The following is a 21,659-nucleotide window of genomic DNA, read 5'->3' on the forward strand; positions in this document are numbered from 1 at the left end:
AGGGAATACTTACTATTTGATGACCATCCGCCCAAAATAATGCCGTATGCTCCGATTGAAGCAAACGCCAGGATATAGAGAACACCGATATTGATGTCGGTAATCACAAACGGCTTAAAGTTGACGCCGCCCACATCCACAGTCCAATCCGGGCCAAAGGGAATGACGGCGAATCCGATGAGGGCGGGAACTAATGACAACACAGGCGCCATGCTAAACATGAACTTATTGGCACCGGCTGGAATGATGTCTTCTTTAAAAAAGAGCTTTAAGCCGTCGGCTACCGGTTGCAGAATGCCATAAGGCCCGACCTCCATCGGTCCCATCCGATCCTGCATCCAACCCAATACCTTGCGTTCCAACAAGGTAAGCGCTGCGACGGTCGTGAGTACGGCCAACATCACGACAACAATTTGAGATAATGTCAGCCCTAAACGGATCAGTACCGTTTCCATAACGGATTCACTCCTCCACTCAATTAATCAAACCACAAGCAGGGAACGACCTCATGCCCCTACGTATTTTCCCAAACGAACACGAGCCACCTTAGAATAGGGCACCTGCGTTTCAGGGTCCACGTGATACGGCAGTAACCGCCTGATTTCCTCATCAAAATGTTCAGGAAACACCGCGACGCCTTGCGGAATACGCTCACGAAGTCCGACCGGCACCATCACTTCCCCTAAACGATTACTCACCTTTACAGTGTCTCCCTCATTGATCCCACGTCGAGCTGCCTCTTCGGGGTGCACGTAGAGTTTTCCTATTGCTTCGACTTGCAGCAAGCCCTTGGCCTTTCGGGAAAGTTTTCCGGAATGAAACAAGGATTGCGAAACCTGCAAGATTAGGTCATCCGCATCATCAGCTGAATCGTTTGCCTGCAATTGGTACCGCGTGGCCATATCCCGTTGATAATCCGCCGTGAGGTATCTTGCGATGACCGACAAATCAGGTCGAGCGGACAAGGGGGAAGGCCCTAAGGTTCGTGTTCCAGGAAGGAGATTATGTATTTCTTTGCCGATTTCCTTGACGTCTCCATATTCCATTGGATCATTCATCATCACCGACAGCGCGGAGAAAATTTCCCAGTCCGGTCGGCTTTCCCCAACCAAATCAATCGCTTTTCGTACTGACTGAATATGGCCTTCGGTGTTGGTAAAGGTTCCGTCTTTTTCAGCATAGGAACAGGCAGGTAGAACAACATGAGCTTTCTGGGCGGTTTCAGTGAGAAACAGTTCCTGACAGACTAGAAACTCCAGTTTCTCTAATGCCGAATGAATACCCGATGACGGAGGTAAGGAGGCCAGAGGATTTTCACCAATGACAAATAAGGCTTTCAATTTGCCTTGCTGGGCATCTTCAATCATCTGTGGGAGTGAAGAGCCTGGTGTGTCGGGAATTGGCCGACCCCACGATTGCGCCAAGCGCTTCCTCACCTCCGGGTCACCCAGGGATTGCCCTCCAGGCAATACCGACCCGATTCCTCCCATTTCAAAGGCTCCCTGATCATTATTTTCTTCCGCCAGAGGAGCAAGACCACAACCGGGTTTTGTGAGTTTTCCCGTTATCAATAACAGGTCCAACAAATTCATAGTCATTCCGAATCCACCCACAGATCGCAGGACTCCCGGTCCGACAAGGATGACGACCTTCTCCCCTTTGGCAAACACCTGGCCGGCTTGAATAAACATTTCCGAAGCCAGTCCTGTTTGGGCTTGAATCGCATCCCAGGACAGGGCTTTCAGCGTGGTGGTCATGTCGTTGTCATAGGACGAGGCGTTGGCCTGAAGTTCCGGATCCACTAGTTGCTGATCAACCACCGCCTTCAGCATGCCCAAAATTGCTCCGGCATAGGCCGTCGGTTTGACGCCCAGATGATATTTGGCCAGATTCACAATATTGCTGATGCTCCCAATGGCAGGTTGCAACGCTTCGATCGTAATCAGCTTCGCCCCTCGTCGTTTCACCGCTTCTTTGACCTTCAACCCTGTAATCGGATTGGTTTCCGTAATATTGGTCCCGACGAGTAAAAGCGTATCTGCCGATAGAATATCGTCAAAGCTCACGGCCCAACGATGGGTGCCTTGCACCCGCTGCATGGCATGCACCGCATTCAGATGGCCATACCGCACGCTGCTATCAATCCGATTGGTCCCCACCACACCACGCATGAATTTCTGAAAAACATAGATATCTTCATTGGTGCATCGTCCCGTAATTAATCCGCCGATCGCATCGGGACCATACTTGGCTTTAATTTCTAATAAGCGCTGTCCCACCAGCTCCAAAGCCTCTTCCCATTGCACAGGTTGAAAGGCTTCCCCTTGACGGATGAGAGGCGCCGTCAACCGATCATGATGAACGCTGACTTCGTAACCAAAGTAGCCTCGGGCACAGAGATCACCGTTGTTGCGACCGGCCCCGTGAGTGGAATTCACTTCGATGAGGTCATTATTCTTGGTTTGAAAGGTGATTTGACACCCATCCCCGCAGTAGCCACAAATGGAATCAGTCCGCTTCAGCATCCATGGGCGAAATTCGTACATGGAGAGTCGACTGGTTATGGCTCCCACCGGACAAATCTGGATACACCCACCACAAAACTCACAATCCAATTCATGAGCCCCGAAGGCTTTAATTTCCGTCATCGTGCCGCGTCCCACGGGCGCAAGGGCTTTCACATCCATGACCTGATCACAATAGCGTACGCACCGCAAACATTGGACACAGCGGTTCATCTGCGTTTCTATCAGCGGGCTGAAATACTCCTTGGGAAAGACCCGTTTGAGTTCCTTAAATCCGCTGGTCGTCGCGGTGTATTCATGGGAAAAGTCCTGAAGATCGCACCGCCCCCCTTGGTCGCAGACCGGACAATCCAACGGGTGATTGGCCAAGATAAAATCTAACACGGATTTGCGAGCCTCTTGCACCACAGAGGAAGACGCCGATTTCACTACCATGCCTTCCGCCACTTGCGTACTACAGGAGGTTTGCAACCGAGGCATTTTTTCAATTTCCACTAAACACATCCGGCAATTGGCGTCGGGGGTCAGCTTCGGGTGATAGCAAAAGTGCGGCACCATGACGCCGACCTGCCGCGCAGCCTCAATGACCAGCGTCCCTTTTGCAACCGATGCCGACTTGCCATCGATCGTCAACGTAATCATGTCTGTCGTGGTCGTTGGGGTTGTTGTCATTTCAGTAACACTCAATGGGTGAAAACCGGAATTTCCTTGTTCCGAGGCATCGCCTCTTGGGCTTCCAGAATGAGCGCCTCATATTCCCCGCGCCAATGACGCAAAGTGCTGACAATGGGAGATACGGCCGCATCACCGAACGCACAGACCGTGCGGCCGGGAATATTTCCGCAGAGTTCATCAAGGACACCAATATCTTCAGGACGCCCTCGTTTGTTCCAGATTCGCTGAAGAGTTTGAACAAGCCAGGAAGTTCCTTCCCGGCATGGCGTACATTTTCCGCACGATTCATGATAGAAAAATTCCATCAATCGAAGAGCGGCCCACACCATATTCGTGCCTTCTTCCATCACCGTGACGCCGCCGGATCCCAGCATAGAGCCGGCTAATGCCACTGACTCAAAATCCATTTTCACATCAAGGTGGTCAGGCGTCAGAAATGGAGCCGAAGCCCCACCAGGGATAAAGGCCTTGAGGGGCTTATCCGATCGCATTCCTCCGCCCAATTCATAAATCAATTCGCGGAAAGTGATGCCCATGGGAGCCTCATAATTGCCAGGCCGCTTCACATGTCCACTCAAACAAAACACCCGCGTTCCGCAACTTTTAGGCGGAGAGCCAATCGAGGCAAACCATTCCCCCCCTCGATTGATAATATGAGGAATATTCGCCATCGTTTCGACGTTATTGACCACAGTGGGGTTTTGATACAACCCATGCGTCGCCGGAAACGGCGGCTTAAAACGAGGCATGCCCCGTTTACCTTCTAACGATTCAAGAAGCGCCGTTTCTTCACCACAAATATAGGCTCCGGCACCAAGGTGGACAAATATATTGATCGTCAATCCGCTCCCCAGAACATTCTCGCCAAGATACCCGGCCGCATAGGCCTCCTGAAGAGCCTGTTCCAGAATCTTCGCGCCGAGACGAAACTCTCCTCGAATGTAGATGTAGGCGGTTTGTGCGCCAATGGCGAAACAGGTAATGGCCATCCCCTCCAGCATTTGATGGGGATCCCGTTCCATGAGTTGCCGGTCTTTAAATGTTCCGGGTTCGCTTTCATCCGCATTGCAGCACAAATATTTAGGACCGGGATGGTTCTTGGGAATGAATCCCCATTTCACACCGGTGGGAAACCCGGCTCCACCACGACCGCGAAGACCTGATTTTTTCACCACCTCAATCACCTGATCGGGCTGCATATCCTTCAGAACTGTCCGAAGAGCTGTATACCCACCGGTCCCTTCATAGTCAGCCAGCGAACCGGTGTATCCCGGCTGTTCCATATTCTTCAATAAGATTTTTTCGTATGTAGCCATAACACACTAATTCGTGAACGGGCGGTTATGAATAACCCATGAATTGCTTATCCATGTCTATTCCTTGCAAAGACTCCTGTCATTTAGCAAGGGGCTGAGGATACATGAAGGGTCCTGTTTTAAGCGAACAGGTCCCGTCCCGTTTCAAATCGTCCAGGACACGCCCGACCTTTTCTTCAGATAATTGCTCATAATAGTCATCATTTACCTGCATCATGGGACCGGTCCCACAGGATCCAAGACACTCCACCACGCTGAGCGTAAAGATGTTATCTGCAGTTGTTTGACCTGGGGCAATGCCCAGTTTTTTCTGGATCCACGTCACAAGATCATCAGATCCAACTAAGGCGCACATGAGCGATTTACACACTTGAAGGTGAAACTTCCCGATCGGCTTGAGATTAAACATTGTATAAAACGTCACGGTCTCAAACACTTGCGGGGGAGTCAAATCCAATATTTTGGCAATCTCTTTCATGGCCGGCTCACTCACAAACCCTTCTTCCCGCTGCGCCAAATTCAATAACGGCAATAACGCCGAACGCTTCACCGGATAGCGGGACAGAATGGCATCAACCTCCTTTTTGAATCGCTCAAATAGCATAGAACACTCGTTCGTTGAGTCGAGCAGTCATCACCCAATGGCCATCGTGTCCCTCAGCCCTTAATTCCATGACCCCATTCCCCATGTTATCGATCACACTCCCCCATCACAATATCGTACGTTCCGAAAATCGTGACGATATCCGAAATCAAATATCCACGGGCCATATGATCAAAGGCACCCATATGGATAAAGGAAGGAGATCGGATTTTCAACCGGTAGGGACGCGAACTCCCGTCACTTATGATAAAGAAGCCCAATTCACCTTTAGGCACCTCCGTTGCACAATACGTTTCGCCTTTCGGTGGCTTAAATCCTTGCGTAAAGATAATGAAATGATGAATCAGGCTTTGCATATCCCTCATCACTTCGGGCTTGGGGGGTGGAATGGCTTGAGCATCAACGGCCATCACCGGCCCCTCAGGCATTTGATTGAGGCATTGTTCAATGATGCGAGCGCTTTGCCACATTTCTTCCATCCTGATCCAATACCGGTCATAGGTATCCCCGTCTTTTCCAAGAGGGACTTCCCAATCCACACGATCATACACGCCATACGGCTCCAGCTTTCGAATATCATAGGACACTCCCGACCCGCGCAGGACCGGCCCTGTGCATCCAAAATTGATGGCATCCTCCGCAGAAAGGAGTGCCACGCCTTTTGTGCGAGCGACCCAAATTCTATTTTTTTGTAAGAGTGTGTCGTATTCCCGAATGTGTTCAGGAAACGTTTTCAAAAAATCCCGGAGGGTCGTAATAATTTCCGGCGTGAGATCCGCATCCACGCCTCCAATCCGATAGTAATTCAATGTCAGACGAGCCCCACACAATTTTTCAAACATATCTAACAAGACTTCACGCTCCCGGAAGGTCCAGAAAAACACGGTCATCGCCCCAATATCCAGGGCCTGTGTTCCCAGCCAGAATAAATGGCCAATGATACGTTGCATTTCGGCAACGATGGTCCGCACATATTCCGCCCGTTCCGGAACGGTCATATCTATGAGTTTTTCCACGGCCCGCACATACGCATAGTTATTGGTCATGGCACAGACATAGTCTAGGCGATCGGTATGTGGGACCATCTGCATATACGTCAGGCCTTCAGCCAGTTTTTCCACTCCCCTGTGCAGGTATCCAAGATCAGGCGTCGCCTTGCTGACCCGCTCACCATCCAGCTCCAACACGACCCGAAGCACACCATGGGTACTAGGATGCTGTGGACCCATATTGAGAAGCATTTCCGTGGTGCGTTTGGTGTCACCTGGATGGTCATCCGCCATGAATTGATGCCGTTGATCATCAGGCACCTCGGATTCCGACCATTCCCCAACCGGTTCATCCAGCCTGGGAAGAAAATCAAAGCGGCTCCGCCACCCTTTCCCTTCAGCCGGGAAATCTTTTCGTAACGGATACCCTTCATCATAATCATCAGGCATCAAAATTCGACGAAGATCGGGATGCCCGCTAAAGCGGATGCCCATCAAGTCGTACACTTCACGTTCCAGGAAATTCGCCCCTTTCCAGATCCCACTGATTGAGGCAATTTCCGGGTGGTCCTCTGTCACGCGAGCTTTAATTCGGATTCGGGTTCCATGTGGAAGGGAGAGAAAGTGATAAATGACTTCAAATCGCTCAAGGTCATCAGGATAATCCGCCGAACAGATATCGGTGATATGATCCAACGCCATCGAGGGATCGTCATGGAGAAATTGCGCAATTTCCAGCCAATGATCGGCTTGCACTTGTGCCCACAAGTCCAAACGCACGGGATCCTGCTGCGCCGTCAGCACCGCCTGAGGAAAACGGTTCACCAGGGATTCAAGAAAAGAATGCATAAATCCGATCTGTTGCTGGATCGTTGATGGTCGAAAAACCGTCGACACAACTTCCGGTATTACTTCACAAAGTATTTTTCTTTTTGAATTTTTTCTTGGAGTTTAATAAGACCATCCATGAGCGCCTCCGGCCTTGGTGGACAACCTGCGATATAGACATCCACAGGAACAATTTGATCCACACCCTGAACCACACTGTAACTATTGTAATGATTCCCGGATGTCGCGCAGGATCCCATGGAGATCACATATCTGGGCTCCGCCATTTGATCATAAATTCGACGGATCACCGGTGCCATTTTCCGGCAAACCGTACCAGCCACAATCATCAAATCTGACTGGCGTGGTGACGCACGAAATACCCCGGCCCCAAATCGATCGATGTCATATTTGGAAGACACCGAGGCGATCATTTCAATCGCACAACAGGCTAATCCGAACGTCATCGGCCAAAGGGCTGATTTCCGACACCAGGCAATACAATAATCCAGGTTGGTCGTAATAATATTCGGTTCAAGTTGTCGTTCAAGCATGCCCATAAAATTATCCTGCGTACATCAATGTTCTGTATGTGGCTCGTTTCCTATCCCAAAACTACGGGGGTGCCATTGTACTGGGTGACCTGCGGTTATTTCCAGGCGTAAAGGCTTATTTTTGTTAATCCCAATCTAACGCACCTTTTTTCCAGGCATACCAGAATCCCACAATAAGAATGGCCAGGAATACTCCCATTTCAACAAGGCCAAGAAGACCAAGCTTTTTAAACACCACCGCCCAAGGAAATAAGAACACCACCTCAATATCAAAAATAACAAAGAGCATGGCAATGATGTAGTACCGCATCGGGAACTGAACCCTGGCGTCCATAAACAACGGAGCGCCACTTTCGTAAGGAAGAAGTTTCGCCCGATAGGGCCGGCTGGGACGGATAAACCACCCCACAACCAGGGACCCGACTCCAAAGAGTGTCCCAAGAACCATGAAGATGATGATGGGGAGATAATTAAAAGGAACCGGTTCACTACCCATGGGTCACTCTCATTCCAGAATGAGTCATACTCACCACACTAAACTCCGATTACAAACTTTCTTATCTGGCTTTTTCACTGTTAGGACATTACGTCATCAAAAAAAGCCCGATACCGCAAGCCTTGAAGAGCGAAAGGCTCCATCCCTTTTCGCTGAGCAAGAACCTTAAACGTCGTCCCCATACCATGCGGACGCAATAATTGAGTCAACGCCCTGACATCATCAGACTCTTGCTCCTGGTCTCGCACCAATTCTTCGACTCCTAACCCGATCAGCCAATTGGCCATAGTCGTAAACCCGATGAGGTCCAACCCGCATGTGGTTCCCACACTCGCCAAAGCAGAAAAGTTAACATGAGCCGTCATATCCTGCTCTCCAACCCTTGAATACGGATCGGTCGAAATGGCATGCCGATAATAACACAAGAAGGTCCCGTCCTTCCGGTCGGAACGATAATAATCACTATGCGTATGACCATAGTCGACGGTCACCACGACACCGCGATGGAGAAGGCGAGCCACATGCTTCATCCAATGCTCAGCGGCAAGATGGAGTTCCGAGGCTTGGCCTTCACTCAAGGCCACCTTATGAGACTCGATGTATTCGATCAATTTCGGGGAGAGACTATGATCCAGACATTCAACAAAATGCCCGCCTCTGAAGGCCACATATATTTCATGTAGACGTTGATCAGCCATACGGACTCGATGGACGGGTAACGCATCAACTAATTCGTTGGAAAAGACAACACCGGTCACCGAATCCGAGTCAACTTCCTCTATGGAAGACCTCCAACTCAGATGACTTTCCCCCCAGCCCCCCCCTACCTCGCTGAGCTTGACTGCCTGACGCGATTGGAGATGAGGACTCCGCTCGACGATTTGATAAGAAAGGCGGTGAAAAAAATCAGAATCGATCGTTCGGCATTCTTGAATGAAATCGAAAGCAAAGGTTCCGTTCCCTGCACCAATTTCCATAAAAGTAAACTGAGCGGGACGGCCTAACCGGTCATCGATAGCCAAAATCTGGCGAACCAAGGTTTTCGCCAAAATAGGGGAAAGTTCCGGTGCCGTATAAAAATCACCACCCCATCCGATCCGGTCTGAGGAAGGGAGGTCAGGTTCAACCTTTTTGGTCATATAATATCCGTGTGGAACATCGTAGAGGGCCAATTCCATGAAACGCGCAAAACTCATGGGACCATTAAGGTCAATTTCCGACAGAATCTTCTCGATAAGGTCTGGATTACCCTGTATGTTCTGATGATCTGATGGCACGAATGGACTATGGTCACTCCTGCAATATGCCCATTGAGAATCGGTTACGATAACGGCCTACCTTCAACCAAGTCAAGCAATTTCGTACTTTTTATGGCAATAAAAAACAATGAATTCAATATGTTATGGGCAAGAACCAAATCAAAAGAGGAAGGAAGGTGAGTGGCAAACGGGAAGAGAGTGCAGTGACAACAGGACTAGCGTCAATTAAAAGAGCATGGCAGGCCTTTCAGGTGTTAGGTCCCGTGGCATTTCTTGTATTTTTTCCCGCTCCCGCATGGACAGGGATCGTTCCGGCCAACTTTCTCCTCGGCACGTTGAACGGTGCGTGGTGATGGAGTGGCAGCGGACTCATCTCCTCGGTTCAAATTTAATTGTGCCGGGCGAGGCGCTTCCCGCTCAGGCTCGGGCCGTTCACCGCGAACCAATTGAAATTTAAAGAGCCGTTCTAAGGTATCATTCTTAATCCGCTCCATCATTCCGGCAAACATGTCATAGCCTTCACGCTTATATTCTGCGAGGGGATCCTTTTGCCCATACCCGCGCAGGCCGATTCCATCCTTCAACTGATCCATTCCCCACAAGTGATCCTTCCAATGATGATCAATCATTTGAAGCAGAATCGTGCGTTCCACATAATGCACGAGATCCTCGGTGGCGCCATGCTCCTGGATTAGTCCTTGGACTTTGTTCCGGTAGGCCTCCTTTAATTTTTCTGGAATTTCTTCCTTGAGCGCGTCTCGACCGACGTCTTTGATCTCATCCGCTTGAATCACATCCACGCCAAATTGTCCCTGCACTGATTCCACCAATCCCGCAACATCCCATTCCTCGGCGTACTGCTCCTCAGGGCAATAGACATCGACGAAGCGTTCGCCCACTTCCTCAATCATACCGAGAACGTCTTCGGTCACATCGGTCGCATGTAATACATTCTGCCGATGTTTATAGATCACCTCCCGTTGCTTACTCATCACATCATCATATTCAAGAAGATGTTTGCGAATTTCAAAATTATGGCCTTCGACTTTCTTTTGCGCATTTTCAATGGATTTAGTGACCATCCTGTGCTCAATGGGCACACCTTCTTCCATGCCGAGCTTCAGCATGAGGTTTGACACCCGTTCAGACGCAAAAATGCGAAGCAAGTCATCTTCCAAGGAAAGGAAAAAGCGCGAGGAGCCGGGATCTCCCTGCCGTCCGGCCCGTCCTCTCAGCTGATTGTCGATCCGGCGGCTCTCATGACGTTCCGTCCCGACAATGTGCAATCCTCCGGCGGCCAGCACTTCTTTCTTATTCTCCTCACAGGTGGCTTTAATTGTGGCGTACGCTTTGTTTTGCTCCTCTTCTGTCAGATCTTCCCCCCGATAAATAACCTGTTGTTTGAAGAGAGCTTCAGCATTGCCTCCCAATAATATATCGGTCCCGCGGCCGGCCATGTTGGTCGCAATCGTCACCGCACCTTTTTGCCCCGCCTGGGCAATAATTTCTGCTTCTTTTTCATGGAACTTGGCATTCAAGACATGATGCTTTACGCCTCGATGCTTCAATAAGGCCGCAAGGCGTTCCGACTTTTCAATGGAAATCGTGCCAATGAGAGTCGGTTGACCCTTCTCATGATACTCCTTGATCTCGTCCGCAATAGCCTCGAATTTCTCCTTTTCCGTCCGGTAGACCACATCCGGGTTATCAAGTCGAATCATATTGCTATTGGTGGGCACCACATTCACTTCGAGGTTGTAGATTTTCGCAAATTCTGCAGCTTCGGTGTCCGCTGTCCCGGTCATGCCTGCCAGTTTATTGTACATACGAAAATAATTCTGGAACGTCACGGACGCCAGAGTTTGGTTTTCGTTGGCAATTTTTACCCCTTCTTTAGCCTCCACAGCCTGATGAAGCCCATCACTCCAGCGTCGTCCCGGCATTAATCGACCGGTAAACTCATCAACAATCATCACCTCGCCATCTTTCACCACATACTCGACATCCCGATGATAGAGCACATGGGCCTGGAGAGCCTTAATGACGTGATGCACCAAACTCAGGTGTTTCAAGTCATAGAGATTATCGACACCCAGCAGTTTCTCAACATGCGCATTGCCTTCATCGGTCAGAGATACCGTTTTTGTTTTCTCTTCAATTGTATAATCCTCTTCCCGTTTGAGGTGAGGAATGATCCGATCCACCTGGAAATAGAGGTCTGTGCTTTGTTCGGCGGGCCCGGAAATAATCAGAGGCGTCCGAGCTTCGTCGATGAGAATACTGTCAACTTCGTCAACAATGGCAAAATTCAATTCCCGTTGAACGCCCTGACTCAAGTCCGTGACTACGAGATTATCCCTTAAATAATCGAAGCCAAATTCATTATTGGTCCCGTAGGTAATATCGGCCCCATAGGCCTCACGTCGAGAGCATGGCCGAAGAAATTGCAACCGTTTATCCGGGGCATCGAAGGTCGGATCGAATAAAAATGAGGCGTCATGTTGAATGGTCCCGACTGATAAGCCTAAACCATGGTAGAGCGGCCCCATCCACTGGGCATCGCGCTTCGCCAGATAATCGTTCACCGTCACCAGATGAACCCCTTTTCCCTCCAACGCATTCAAATAGACAGGAAGGGTGGCGACAAGGGTTTTTCCTTCACCTGTGCGCATTTCGGCAATACGTCCCTGGTGTAAGACCATCCCCCCCAACAACTGTACATCAAAGTGGCGCATGCCAAGCCGGCGCTTGGACATTTCCCGGCATACGGCAAACGCCTCAGGGAGCACATCATCCAACGACTCTCCAGCTTCCAGTCTTTTTTTAAAGATTGGGGTCTTTGCCGCTAATCCCTCGTCATCAAGGGGTTGCAAAGATGCCTCAAATTCATTGGCTCGAATCACTTGTGGTTTGAGCCGCTTCAGCTCTCGATCATTTTTGCTACCAAAGAGAATATTTAATAGACGAACAAACATGTCGACCTTATACCTCGGATACAGAAATAGGGTTGGAGAAAATCACAATGGATAGGGATTGGGGGCTAGACACACCTTTCAAACCATATAGTTGCCCTAGTATACCGAATTACCGGTGGGAATCAACTCACGAAAAAAGGATTCATGACGGCAAAGATTCATCCTGTGACAGACGACGACACGAAACAGAGGGCAGCCATTTGCTTGACAGAATCTTTCGTATTTCCCTAGCATAAGCATCCATTATTATTCAGGGTTTTGCTCGTTTCTGGTCTGTAGATAACATGACATACCGAAAAAGTCTCACCGTTGTTCTCATTCTGATGCTCTTCCTCATCATGGGGAGCATGCATCGGACCTACGCATCGCATATTACGGAGCATACCCATCACCATACATCGGCCACGCACAGCACGGCAGTCTGTTCCTGGATGTGCGCCGCAGCACAAACCATTTCCGGGGACAACCAGGAAATATCCCCTAGCTTTCATCTTCTTGCCATCATGGAGTGGCCGCTTCCTAAAGCCCCTTCTCTTCTTTCCACTCATTTTCTTCCAACCAGAGCTCCTCCTCGGTAAATCATCCTAAGCTTGGCTCCCAAACCGCTTCCGCCATAACGAATTGAGTTGGGGAGCGGCTTAACTGAGCGCCATCAGGGAAGCTGCCTACATTTTCCTGACAGGAGAAGCCGAACGAGGTGGCAACTTCTTTAAGGGGGTAGTGAATTTATTCACGGCAAAGATGCCAGTTGGCTTTTATCTCGATATGCCGTTACCTGCAATCATAAAAAACAAACAGGGGATATAGAGCAACACGAACGGTCGTCAGGTTATGTAAGGGGAAGAGGTCTTATGGTACGTCGGCACAATTTGATGTTCTTTATTTTTTTATTTCTATGGTGCACTTTGACCTCCAACCCAATTACTTTGGCGGAAAACCCACCTGATGGCTCAGAACCTATTGAAACATTAGACGTCATTGAAGTGACCGGGACAACAGTGACAAAAACCAGTAGAACCTATTCATTTCCGTTGCCCACGTTCAACCACCCATGGCCGCCAACAACATTTCATGACCTTGGGGCTCCCGACCTTGATATCGGCAATCTCCCACAGCCGCCCACGCCCCGTATTCTCCTAGACCAGATCGGAACTACACGCGGGCGAGTGAAAAGTGTCAAACCCTTGAAAACCGAACGCCCCCTCTATCCCAGAATGGCCAGGGAGCAAGGCTGGCATGGGAAGGTGGTCCTCCGGACACATATAAGTACCGATGGCACGGTCACGAGTGCTACTGTTCAAGAAAGTTCGGGATATTCTCTCCTGGACGAGAGTGCCGTGCAATCGGTAAAGGGCTGGTCTTTTGAACCAGCTAAAAATGGAGAATTTGCGGTTGCCTCCACCGTGGATTTGCCCATTCGCTTTGATTTGCTTCAATAAACCTGTGGAATATTGCCAATATCAATAAGGTTAGCCCATGACACCTCTTCTCTCAAAAATCAGACTCATCGCGTTTTTTCTCCTCCTCACCCATGTCGGCATGAGCAGCCCCTCAAGTCAGGCTGGAGAGGCCCAGGACCTTCTTTCCCAAGCCTTTTCGTCCTATGAACAACAACAATGGACTTCGGCCGTTGCCCCTTTGGAACGTGCGCTGGCCTTGTATCCTGGATACGCTGAGGCGCACCATCTGCTGGGATTAATCCTCAACAACCTGGAGCAACCGGATAAAGCCATCATGGAGTTGCAACGGGCGGTGGAGGCCTATCCCAAATTTGCTCAAGCCTATGTGGATCTTGGCTCCCTCTACCAGCAACAGGCCCAATTCCCAAAAGCCGAGCAATCATTCAATCTTGCCTTGAAGGCCTATCCCAAGTTTACGGAAGCCCGCATCGCGTTGGCGGCGTTATTTGATCAACAACAACAGGCGCAACAAGCCATCAAGGCCCATCAGGCTGTTCTGGAACTCGAGCCTCATCGCGTCGATTCGTTATACGGCATCGCGTTTTGGCTGGCCCAGGAACAAAAGACGGATGAAGCCCAACGGTACGTCGACCAACTGGTCTCCCTCCATCCCACGTATGTGAATGGATGGTTAATGGCCGGATCACTCGCTCAACAATCTGATCACGTGGACAACGCCATTCAGGCCTACCAACATGCCGTCAAATTAAACAATGATTTAGCGAGCGCCTATTTCAACTTAGGCATCCTGTACCGGCAAAAGGAAGCCTTCAAGGAAGCGGCACAAGCATTTGAACACGTCACCGCTCTCGATAAAAACAATGCGGAAGCTCACGTCAATCTGGGAGTCGTGTATGCAGCGCTGTCCAAAATTGATCAAGCCGAGGAAGAATATCAAACGGCCTTATCCTTGAATGATCAGTTGGCCGAAGCCCACTATAATCTTGGTATGTTGTATGAGTTTCATCGCAATGCTCCCCAAAAAGCTCTCAAACATTACGAAGAATTCTTGAAGCTTGGGGGACAGGATGAACGAATTCAAACATTATTACAACGGAGCAAATCGTGAACTCCACGTTTGAAGATTCCTCTTCCGATTTCAATAATCGGATTTTTGTCCTGAGCGCTTTGGGAAGCGTTATTCTTCATGCAGGAATTCTTGCCGCCCTGACGTATATGCCAAGTCCCCCTACAATCAACGACCCCTCCCCAACGGTCCAGGTGACATTGGTTCCGGCTCTCCAGGAGATCAGTCCCACCCCACAACCGCTCACGAAACCTCTGACCCCACCCCAACCGGATTTTGCACAACCCACGCCACCGTCTCCCCGGACCCAGCCTACGCCGCCTATGCCGGCGCCACCGATGCAGGCATCGATCAAACCGACACCATCCCAACCTCTGGCTCCTCCGCCGCCTCTTCCTCAGGCAAAGCCCATGCTCAAAGACACACGAACGGCGCAGGCCATAAAGAGTCGTCAGATGATGAAAATGGCCGTTCCACCTCAACACCGGCAAAGACCTCCCCTTGCACCATCGACAACCCAGCGGGAACAACCCCCTGCCAGGACGCCCTTGCAAATGAACAATCGCGAACCAAGATCCCAGCACGCACTGCCTCCTCCGCCAAGCCCGGCGGCACGTCCGGCATTAAAAGCTCCGGCGCCAATGGCAGCGGGATCCTCAACGTCCAAGCCGAGAATTGTGGCCTCTTCCAAACCACTGTATCCTCGTGTGGCGCGTGAGTCCGGTTGGGAGGGGACGGTCATTGTGCGAACATTGGTTACCGCCGATGGCGCTCCGAGCCAGGTGGAAATTCGAAAGAGCTGCGGTCATGAGGCATTAGATCTGGCTGCCCAAGAAGCCATTAAAAACTGGAAATTTCAGCCAGCGAAGGACGGGAACATCCCCATAGCCAAATGGGTCGACATTCCCATTAAATTTGACCTGAACAGTTAAGCGACGCGAGAAGAAGGGAGTAGAGGCATGATTCAATTACTGATGGGTGGCGGATGGATGATGATCCCCATCTTAGGCTGCTCATTGTTAGCTCTGACCATCAGCATCGAACGTGGATTCCAATTCCGATCGTTGCGATTTAGCCGCCTGGCGGACCGGATGATCAAACTGGTCGAACAGGGAAAATGGACCGATGCGCTGGCATTGGCTGAACAACGTCAGAGCCCCACACTCCGCGTGCTTGCGGCAGGCATATTTCATCGAGACCAACAGCCCGACAAAGCCATGGAATCGGCGGGAATCGCCGAGGTATCCCGATTGAAGCGGGGATTATCCGTCCTGGATACCGTCATTACGTTGGGGCCCTTACTGGGACTGCTCGGAACAATTATTGGAATGATCGATTCCTTCGGCATCATGTCCGAAACAGGACTAGGGAATCCCCACGCGGTCACAGGGGGAGTGGCTGAAGCACTCATTTGCACCGCTGCGGGAATCGGGGTTGCTGTCATTACGCTCATTCCTTACAACATGTTCCTTTCTATGGTCGAACGGGAAACCGAGCGTATTGAACAATATGCCACCAAACTCCAGTCGTTCCTGGGGAATTCCTAATGCCCACCTTCAGATTACGGGCATTCATGAAAAACCCCTACTACAACCCAGCAGGATCGTGTTGGGCCACCGTAAGATTTACCCATTTACTACGACTGAAACCAATCGGATCATGATTGTTCAGGCTGAAAGACAATGGGTTCTGAGCAAACAGGCAGTTTACGCATTGCTCTCTTGGACCACCCTGTTACTCATTGGTGGATTGGGATTGATGGGATGTCACATGACCGCTCATCCGTCACCAACCCCAAATGTCGAATCCTTACACAACGGAGATACGGCCAAGACCTATGCATTTATCAATGGCCAATGGTTTGATGGCCAAAGCTTCACTCAGGACACATGGTATGCCATCCAGGGCTCACTCACCCGCTTGCGGCCCAAGGTTGTTGAACGGACTATCGATCTGAAAGGCGGGTTTGTCGTGCCGCCGTTTGGTGAAGCCCACACCCATAACGTCGAAGGTGCCTGGAACATCGACCAGGTCATCAATCATTATGTCCGTGATGGTATTTTTTATGTAAAAAATACCACCGATATTCCCGAGTTTGTGGAGCAAATCCGCGGAAAACTCAACACGCCAGAGACCATAGATGCGGTCTTTGCTCATGCGGGTCTGACCGGGCAAAACGGTCATCCCATTGCTCTTTACGAAGACCTGCTTCGCACTCATCGCTATGAACCGGTCATTGGCAAACGTGAAAAAGGATGGTTCAACGGGCGAGCCTACTTTTCTCTTTCCTCTCTGAAGGATGTGGAAACCCATTGGCCGGCCATCATGGCAACCAAGCCGGATTTCATTAAGCTCTATCTTGCCGACTCAGAACATTTTGAAAACGGCACCCGCTCCTCCACTCATGGGTTTCGGAACGGCCTGGATCCAGAGCTTATCGAGCCGATTGTCACGCATGCACATCAGCACGGCTTACGTGTTTCCGCTCACATTGAAACGGCCGCTGACTTTCGAACGGCCATCAAGAGTCACGTGGATGAGATCGCCCATCTCCCAGGGTGGTTTCTCCCTTCCCCCGCCCAAGGATCAGCCGTGCGGTTAACTCAAGAGGACGCCCAACTGGCGGCCGCACACCGGACCGTGATTGTCACGACGACCGTTGCCGAGCACTTTCACCCGGCGGGGCATCATACCAATACGGAAGCGCATCCCCACTCTCCTGCAAATTCCAAAGAGCACCAACAACCACCCGTGGAAAATGTTCTTGAGGTTGCCCGGAAAATTCAGATGGAAAATCTCAAGTTACTGCATCAGGGCGGAGTCACCATTGCCATCGGGAGCGACCATGCGGAAACTTCCCTCGCGGAAGCGCTTCACCTTCATCAAATGGGGATTTTTGACAATCTGACCTTACTGAAAATGTGGAGTGAGACCACACCTCAGACGATTTTCCCCTCAAGGAAAATCGGACGATTTGACGAGGGATATGAAGCCAGTTTTCTTGTCTTACAGGGCAATCCGCTTGAGGACTTCGAACAGGTTCAAAACATTATCTTTCGTTTTAAGCAAGGGTCCCCGCTTTCATGGAGCGACAATCCCCATACAGATGCCGCCGCCAAACATGCGCATTAATCTTCGAGTCGCTCCGAGATGACCGGATTTTTTATGGGCTCAAGGCATAAGAACTTCAACATGTCTGCCGTATAATCGCGCATACCTCTCATGCCACGACTGCTCAAGTACTCATCCATCCTCCTAGCTATGGTGTACCTCGGCCTGATTGGCATGGCGCCGTATTGCGTGGCCTCTCATGAGCTCAGACATTCTCCAATCGCGCATCATTCCAAAAATACCAGTTCCCACTCATCACTCTGCTCTTGGGCCTGCCAGGTCAGCTCTAAGGGAAACCTGGCCGACACGACCCATCATGCCCTTCTCACCCTCGCCCTCTTTATTGCAGGAATCGTCTTCCTCCCTTACCTCCTCCCAGTTCAGACGACACTCTATCCGACTTCGGCTCGCGGCCCTCCGGTTTAATCAAAGTCCCGCGTTTCACAACCAATCCATAATTTTCTCCATCAGGGCTAGGCCTTTCATTGCTCTGATCATGATCTATTTTCATAGGTTCCGGAAAGGATTTATGCACCGATGAACAACCACAAATGTGTAATATTTCCTCATGTAATCATAAGCGTAATGATTTTTATGTTGACGGGTTTTGTTCTGATCCAACCTCCATTCAGCAGGGCTGACGAGCAAATTGAAACACTGCCGACACTCACCGTAGAAGGAACACGTATCGAGAATATCGATGCGGTCAAGGAAGAACTGGCTCGCCGGCCTAGCAGCACCATCCTGATCCAGGAAAAAGAAATCGAGGAATCCCGTGCCTTTAATTTAACCGACGTCCTTCAATTTGCCCCAGGCGTGCGGTTCCAATCCCGTTTCGGTGCCGACGAGGGACAATTCCAAATCCGGGGGACTTCCCTCAGAAATAACTTTCATCATCGTGGTATTAATATTCTCATCAACGGGATCTATTTCGGCGATGCAGACGGATTCTCCGATTTCGAATCCATCGACTTGATGGCCTATGAGCGTATCGAGGTGTATAAAGGGTCCAACGCCCTCCGGTATGGAGCCAATACCCTGGGAGGAGCCATCAATTTTGTGCCACGGACGGGTTATAACGCCTCCCTCTACCAAGCGCGTGGATTGGCTGGGAGTTTCGGTCTCTATTCCGGACAGGTCTCCAGCGGCCAGGTCACCAAACCCTTTAAGGTCGGCACCATGGACACCACCGCCGACTACTATGTCAGCGCGTCGGGCAATCATCAAGACGGCTTTCAGGATAACAGCCAGCAGGCACGCGGACGGTTAAATGCCAACTTTGGATTTCAGATCGGTAATCACCAGGAAGTGCGAGCCTATATCCTGGGAGCCGAAGTGTCAGAAGCACTTCCAGGGTCGATCACCCAAGGGCAATTGGATTCCGATCGAAGACAGGCTAACACCTTGGGGGGAATCAATCCGTTCTCCTGCGGGCCAAACGAGGCCTGCAAATGGGGGCGGTACTATAGTTATATCCGGGCCGGGGCCGCCTATCGCAACGAATTCGCCGCCCACCAGTTTTTTGAGATTATCCCCTATTATTCCTACCAGTACGTAGATCATCCTATTTTTCAAACGATCGTCCAGGACAACTATAATGTGGGAGGGGAAATTCGATACGTCAATTCACATCCTATTTTCGGGCATGAAAACAAGTTCCTCGTCGGCAATCAGCCACGATACGGAGACACCAATCAACGGCGTTTTGTCAACAATTTAGGCAAACGCGGGATTCAGACTCAAAATCTTACGTTGGAGACGACCAATCTCAGCACTTACCTGGAAGACCAATTCAATGTAACCAAGGATTTACTTATCATTGCAGGCGGACGCTGGGAATACAGCATCCGGCAGGGCAGAAATCAACTCTACAGTCCCTTTACGGGAGATTTAAATACCAGCGATACCGGCGTACGTCATTTCAATGCTCTTATCCCGAAGATGGGGTTCGTGTACCAAACCACCGGGACCTCGCAAATTTACGGAAACGTCAGCCGTGGATACGAACCTCCCGTCAATGTCGAATTGACCTCATCAATTAATCCCGACGGCTCCGTCCCCACCACCCCCTTCATCAACCTGGATGCGCAACGGGCCTGGCAGCTTGAAATTGGCACGCGAGGCTCCACGGCGGATAACCGCTATACCTGGGACCTCACCTTCTATAACCTGGAAATGCAAAAGGAAATCCTGACGTTTAATGTCCAGAACCAACCGACCTATCAAAATGCCAAAGGGACGCGACACACAGGCATTGAAGCAGGAGGCAGCATGGTAGTAGCCAACGGATTGCTGGTTCAGGGTCCCAAAAACCAAAGCGACACGATCTCCGTTCGAACCGCCTATACGTGGTCTTTATTTAAATTCACAGATGACGTGTACGGCGGAGGAGATGGAACTCCAAAATTCTTGGTTGCCAAGGACGGAAACCGGGTTCCCGGGGCGCCCGAGCACCAGCTTGCCGGGGAAGTACGCTATGACCATCCGGTGGGATTTTTTATCGCGCCGAATTTTGAATGGGTCCTCGCTGGATATTACGTGGACAGCGAAAACACCGCCAAGAACTCGGCCTATTTCCTCGTCAATCTGAAGGCAGGCTATAATTACAGTAAGAACCTGTCGTTTTTCGCAGAAGGACGAAACCTGTCCGATCAAACGTATGCGGGTGCTGTCGTGGTCAATGACAGTCTGGGCCGGTACTTCAATCCCGGTCAGGGGATCAGCGGGTTTGGTGGAGTTGAATGGAAATTTTAACGGGTTCAGGCCGGACACAATAGTTCACGAACCGGAACATTGAGGTTGTCACACCTAGTTCGTTATTCTAGGTGTGACACCTCTGGGACATTTGAATCAAGAAGGATTTCGTAGGATCCCAGTAGGACAAACTGAAAATATTTTTACAACAACAAACTTTTCCTTAAAATTCTCATGAGACTATCGGCCCCAACAAAGAAGAAAGCCCGCATCGAAATCATTCCGATGATCGACACGATGTTCTTTCTCCTCGTGTTCTTTATGATTGCCACGCTCTCCATGACCATTCAGCATGGGATGCCGGTCAATTTACCGACGGCCGACTCCTCAACGGATAAAGTTCCAGATCAAATCTCTCTGACGCTGACCCATGAAGGAACGCTGTACTACAATAAGGACCTTATTGAACTACCGGAACTGGAAGTCCGGCTGACAAGCCTTCGGCAAGCCGACCCGGACCCTTCAGTCGTCATTAACGCCGATGAACAGGTCCCCCATGGCCAGGTCATTAAAGTGATGGACATCATTCGATTAGCCGGCATTCCCAACATGGCGATTGCCACAAAACCCAATTCGGAACCATGAACGCCCACCCATCAACCCCATTCACCAATCTATGCCCTCGATTGGCACCCGGCCTGATCGCGCTGTTGATTGGATTACACGTCGTCCTCCTGGGTGCGGGTGCGTTCTGTGCTTCAAGATCCCTTGATCCCAACACCTCTCACCATTCCCACACGGCCCAATCCCTCTCTCTTCTTTGCTCGTGGGCCTGTCATGTCGCCCAAATTGCCTCAGGTACCGGTTCGGTTACTCAATGGTCGGCACCGTTTCTTCCCTTCCTGTTCTGGTTTCTGAAACCCGCATTCACCTTTTCCCGAACCTTGCCATTACACACCTTCTCCCCTCGCGGCCCACCCCTTCGTTTTCTGGTTCATGGATAGACTCGGAATTTCAAGTAGTCCGTCCCTGAACACACATCTCAAGAGCATCGTGTCGTCGTGAGCAGAATGGTCGAATGATCTCCATTCTCCATTGATTCGACGCAAGACGCTCAAGAAGAAACGACGTTCAAGCCATATTGGA

At 50.4% G+C, this 21,659-nt stretch carries 18 protein-coding genes; 9 read left to right on the plus strand and 9 right to left on the minus strand.

The window, feature by feature from the left end; translation table 11 throughout:
- The 9 genes from AAH187_RS10235 to secA all read right to left on the minus strand — a co-directional run.
- A partial coding sequence (locus AAH187_RS10235) for a complex I subunit 1 family protein (protein WP_342348358.1) occupies window positions 1-455 on the minus strand: 455 nt, incomplete at its 3' end.
- Between the two features lie 51 nt (window positions 456-506).
- Window positions 507-3,197, minus strand: coding sequence for an NADH-quinone oxidoreductase subunit NuoG (gene nuoG / locus AAH187_RS10240; RefSeq protein WP_342348359.1), 2,691 nt, complete (start codon window positions 3,195-3,197; stop codon window positions 507-509).
- Between the two features lie 11 nt (window positions 3,198-3,208).
- Window positions 3,209-4,516, minus strand: coding sequence for an NADH-quinone oxidoreductase subunit NuoF (gene nuoF / locus AAH187_RS10245; protein ID WP_342348360.1), 1,308 nt, complete (start codon window positions 4,514-4,516; stop codon window positions 3,209-3,211).
- A gap of 79 nt (window positions 4,517-4,595) precedes the next feature.
- Window positions 4,596-5,120 carry an NAD(P)H-dependent oxidoreductase subunit E gene (locus AAH187_RS10250; protein WP_342348361.1) on the minus strand — a complete coding sequence of 175 codons (525 nt, stop codon included), beginning with the start codon at window positions 5,118-5,120 and terminating at the stop codon, window positions 4,596-4,598.
- An 86-nt stretch (window positions 5,121-5,206) separates the two neighbouring features.
- Complete coding sequence (gene nuoD, locus AAH187_RS10255; RefSeq protein ID WP_342348362.1) at window positions 5,207-7,006, minus strand: NADH dehydrogenase (quinone) subunit D; 1,800 nt, start codon at window positions 7,004-7,006, stop codon at window positions 5,207-5,209.
- Window positions 7,007-7,017: 11 nt separating this feature from the next.
- Window positions 7,018-7,491: an NADH-quinone oxidoreductase subunit B family protein gene (locus tag AAH187_RS10260; protein WP_342348363.1), complete on the minus strand. Its 474-nt coding sequence runs from the start codon at window positions 7,489-7,491 to the stop codon at window positions 7,018-7,020.
- Window positions 7,492-7,615: 124 nt separating this feature from the next.
- Window positions 7,616-7,987: an NADH-quinone oxidoreductase subunit A gene (gene ndhC / locus AAH187_RS10265; protein ID WP_342348364.1), complete on the minus strand. Its 372-nt coding sequence runs from the start codon at window positions 7,985-7,987 to the stop codon at window positions 7,616-7,618.
- Window positions 7,988-8,067: 80 nt separating this feature from the next.
- The gene (locus AAH187_RS10270) at window positions 8,068-9,165 is read right to left on the minus strand and encodes an SAM-dependent methyltransferase (RefSeq protein WP_342348365.1); all 1,098 of its coding nucleotides are present in this window, start codon (window positions 9,163-9,165) and stop codon (window positions 8,068-8,070) included.
- Between the two features lie 335 nt (window positions 9,166-9,500).
- Complete coding sequence (secA, locus tag AAH187_RS10275; protein ID WP_342348366.1) at window positions 9,501-12,221, minus strand: preprotein translocase subunit SecA; 2,721 nt, start codon at window positions 12,219-12,221, stop codon at window positions 9,501-9,503.
- Window positions 12,222-12,505: 284 nt separating this feature from the next.
- Between secA and AAH187_RS10280 the strand changes: the two genes are divergently transcribed.
- From AAH187_RS10280 to AAH187_RS10320, 9 genes are all read left to right on the plus strand, one after another.
- Complete coding sequence (locus tag AAH187_RS10280; RefSeq protein ID WP_342348367.1) at window positions 12,506-12,799, plus strand: hypothetical protein; 294 nt, start codon at window positions 12,506-12,508, stop codon at window positions 12,797-12,799.
- 327 nt (window positions 12,800-13,126) lie between these two features.
- Window positions 13,127-13,660, plus strand: coding sequence for an energy transducer TonB (locus tag AAH187_RS10285; protein WP_342348368.1), 534 nt, complete (start codon window positions 13,127-13,129; stop codon window positions 13,658-13,660).
- A 37-nt stretch (window positions 13,661-13,697) separates the two neighbouring features.
- Window positions 13,698-14,750: a tetratricopeptide repeat protein gene (locus tag AAH187_RS10290; RefSeq protein ID WP_342348369.1), complete on the plus strand. Its 1,053-nt coding sequence runs from the start codon at window positions 13,698-13,700 to the stop codon at window positions 14,748-14,750.
- On the plus strand, window positions 14,747-15,640 hold the full coding sequence (locus AAH187_RS10295; RefSeq protein WP_342348370.1) for a TonB family protein: 894 nt from the start codon (window positions 14,747-14,749) through the stop codon (window positions 15,638-15,640). The genes AAH187_RS10290 and AAH187_RS10295 overlap by 4 nt, the downstream gene beginning before the upstream one ends.
- A 27-nt stretch (window positions 15,641-15,667) precedes the next feature.
- Entirely contained in the window at window positions 15,668-16,255 is a 588-nt protein-coding gene (locus tag AAH187_RS10300; protein ID WP_342348371.1) for a MotA/TolQ/ExbB proton channel family protein, read from the plus strand.
- On the plus strand, window positions 16,218-17,840 hold the full coding sequence (locus AAH187_RS10305) for an amidohydrolase family protein (RefSeq protein WP_342348384.1): 1,623 nt from the start codon (window positions 16,218-16,220) through the stop codon (window positions 17,838-17,840). The genes AAH187_RS10300 and AAH187_RS10305 overlap by 38 nt, the downstream gene beginning before the upstream one ends.
- 90 nt (window positions 17,841-17,930) lie before the next feature.
- Window positions 17,931-18,245: a hypothetical protein gene (locus tag AAH187_RS10310; protein WP_342348372.1), complete on the plus strand. Its 315-nt coding sequence runs from the start codon at window positions 17,931-17,933 to the stop codon at window positions 18,243-18,245.
- A gap of 159 nt (window positions 18,246-18,404) precedes the next feature.
- The gene (locus tag AAH187_RS10315; RefSeq protein WP_342348373.1) at window positions 18,405-20,573 is read left to right on the plus strand and encodes a TonB-dependent receptor; all 2,169 of its coding nucleotides are present in this window, start codon (window positions 18,405-18,407) and stop codon (window positions 20,571-20,573) included.
- A 174-nt stretch (window positions 20,574-20,747) separates the two neighbouring features.
- Window positions 20,748-21,158 carry a biopolymer transporter ExbD gene (locus AAH187_RS10320; protein ID WP_342348374.1) on the plus strand — a complete coding sequence of 137 codons (411 nt, stop codon included), beginning with the start codon at window positions 20,748-20,750 and terminating at the stop codon, window positions 21,156-21,158.
- Window positions 21,159-21,659: the final 501 nt, after the last annotated feature.

Origin of the sequence: uncultured Nitrospira sp. (genome assembly GCA_902500695.1) — a bacterium.
Lineage (GTDB): Bacteria > Nitrospirota > Nitrospiria > Nitrospirales > UBA8639 > Nitrospira_E.

Bases quoted from the DNA above. Each gene is read 5' to 3' on its own strand.
- AAH187_RS10280 (WP_342348367.1), top strand. From the start codon at position 12,506: ATGACATACCGAAAAAGTCTCACCGTTGTTCTCATTCTGATGCTCTTC.
- ndhC (WP_342348364.1), bottom strand. From the start codon at position 7,987: ATGGGTAGTGAACCGGTTCCTTTTAATTATCTCCCCATCATCATCTTC.
- AAH187_RS10320 (WP_342348374.1), top strand. From the start codon at position 20,748: ATGAGACTATCGGCCCCAACAAAGAAGAAAGCCCGCATCGAAATCATT.
- secA (WP_342348366.1), bottom strand. From the start codon at position 12,221: ATGTTTGTTCGTCTATTAAATATTCTCTTTGGTAGCAAAAATGATCGA.
- AAH187_RS10300 (WP_342348371.1), top strand. From the start codon at position 15,668: ATGATTCAATTACTGATGGGTGGCGGATGGATGATGATCCCCATCTTA.
- nuoG (WP_342348359.1), bottom strand. From the start codon at position 3,197: ATGACAACAACCCCAACGACCACGACAGACATGATTACGTTGACGATC.
- AAH187_RS10310 (WP_342348372.1), top strand. From the start codon at position 17,931: ATGCCACGACTGCTCAAGTACTCATCCATCCTCCTAGCTATGGTGTAC.
- AAH187_RS10315 (WP_342348373.1), top strand. From the start codon at position 18,405: ATGATTTTTATGTTGACGGGTTTTGTTCTGATCCAACCTCCATTCAGC.
- AAH187_RS10270 (WP_342348365.1), bottom strand. From the start codon at position 9,165: ATGGAATTGGCCCTCTACGATGTTCCACACGGATATTATATGACCAAA.
- AAH187_RS10290 (WP_342348369.1), top strand. From the start codon at position 13,698: ATGACACCTCTTCTCTCAAAAATCAGACTCATCGCGTTTTTTCTCCTC.
- AAH187_RS10260 (WP_342348363.1), bottom strand. From the start codon at position 7,491: ATGCTTGAACGACAACTTGAACCGAATATTATTACGACCAACCTGGAT.
- AAH187_RS10250 (WP_342348361.1), bottom strand. From the start codon at position 5,120: ATGCTATTTGAGCGATTCAAAAAGGAGGTTGATGCCATTCTGTCCCGC.
- nuoF (WP_342348360.1), bottom strand. From the start codon at position 4,516: ATGGCTACATACGAAAAAATCTTATTGAAGAATATGGAACAGCCGGGA.
- AAH187_RS10305 (WP_342348384.1), top strand. From the start codon at position 16,218: ATGCCACCAAACTCCAGTCGTTCCTGGGGAATTCCTAATGCCCACCTT.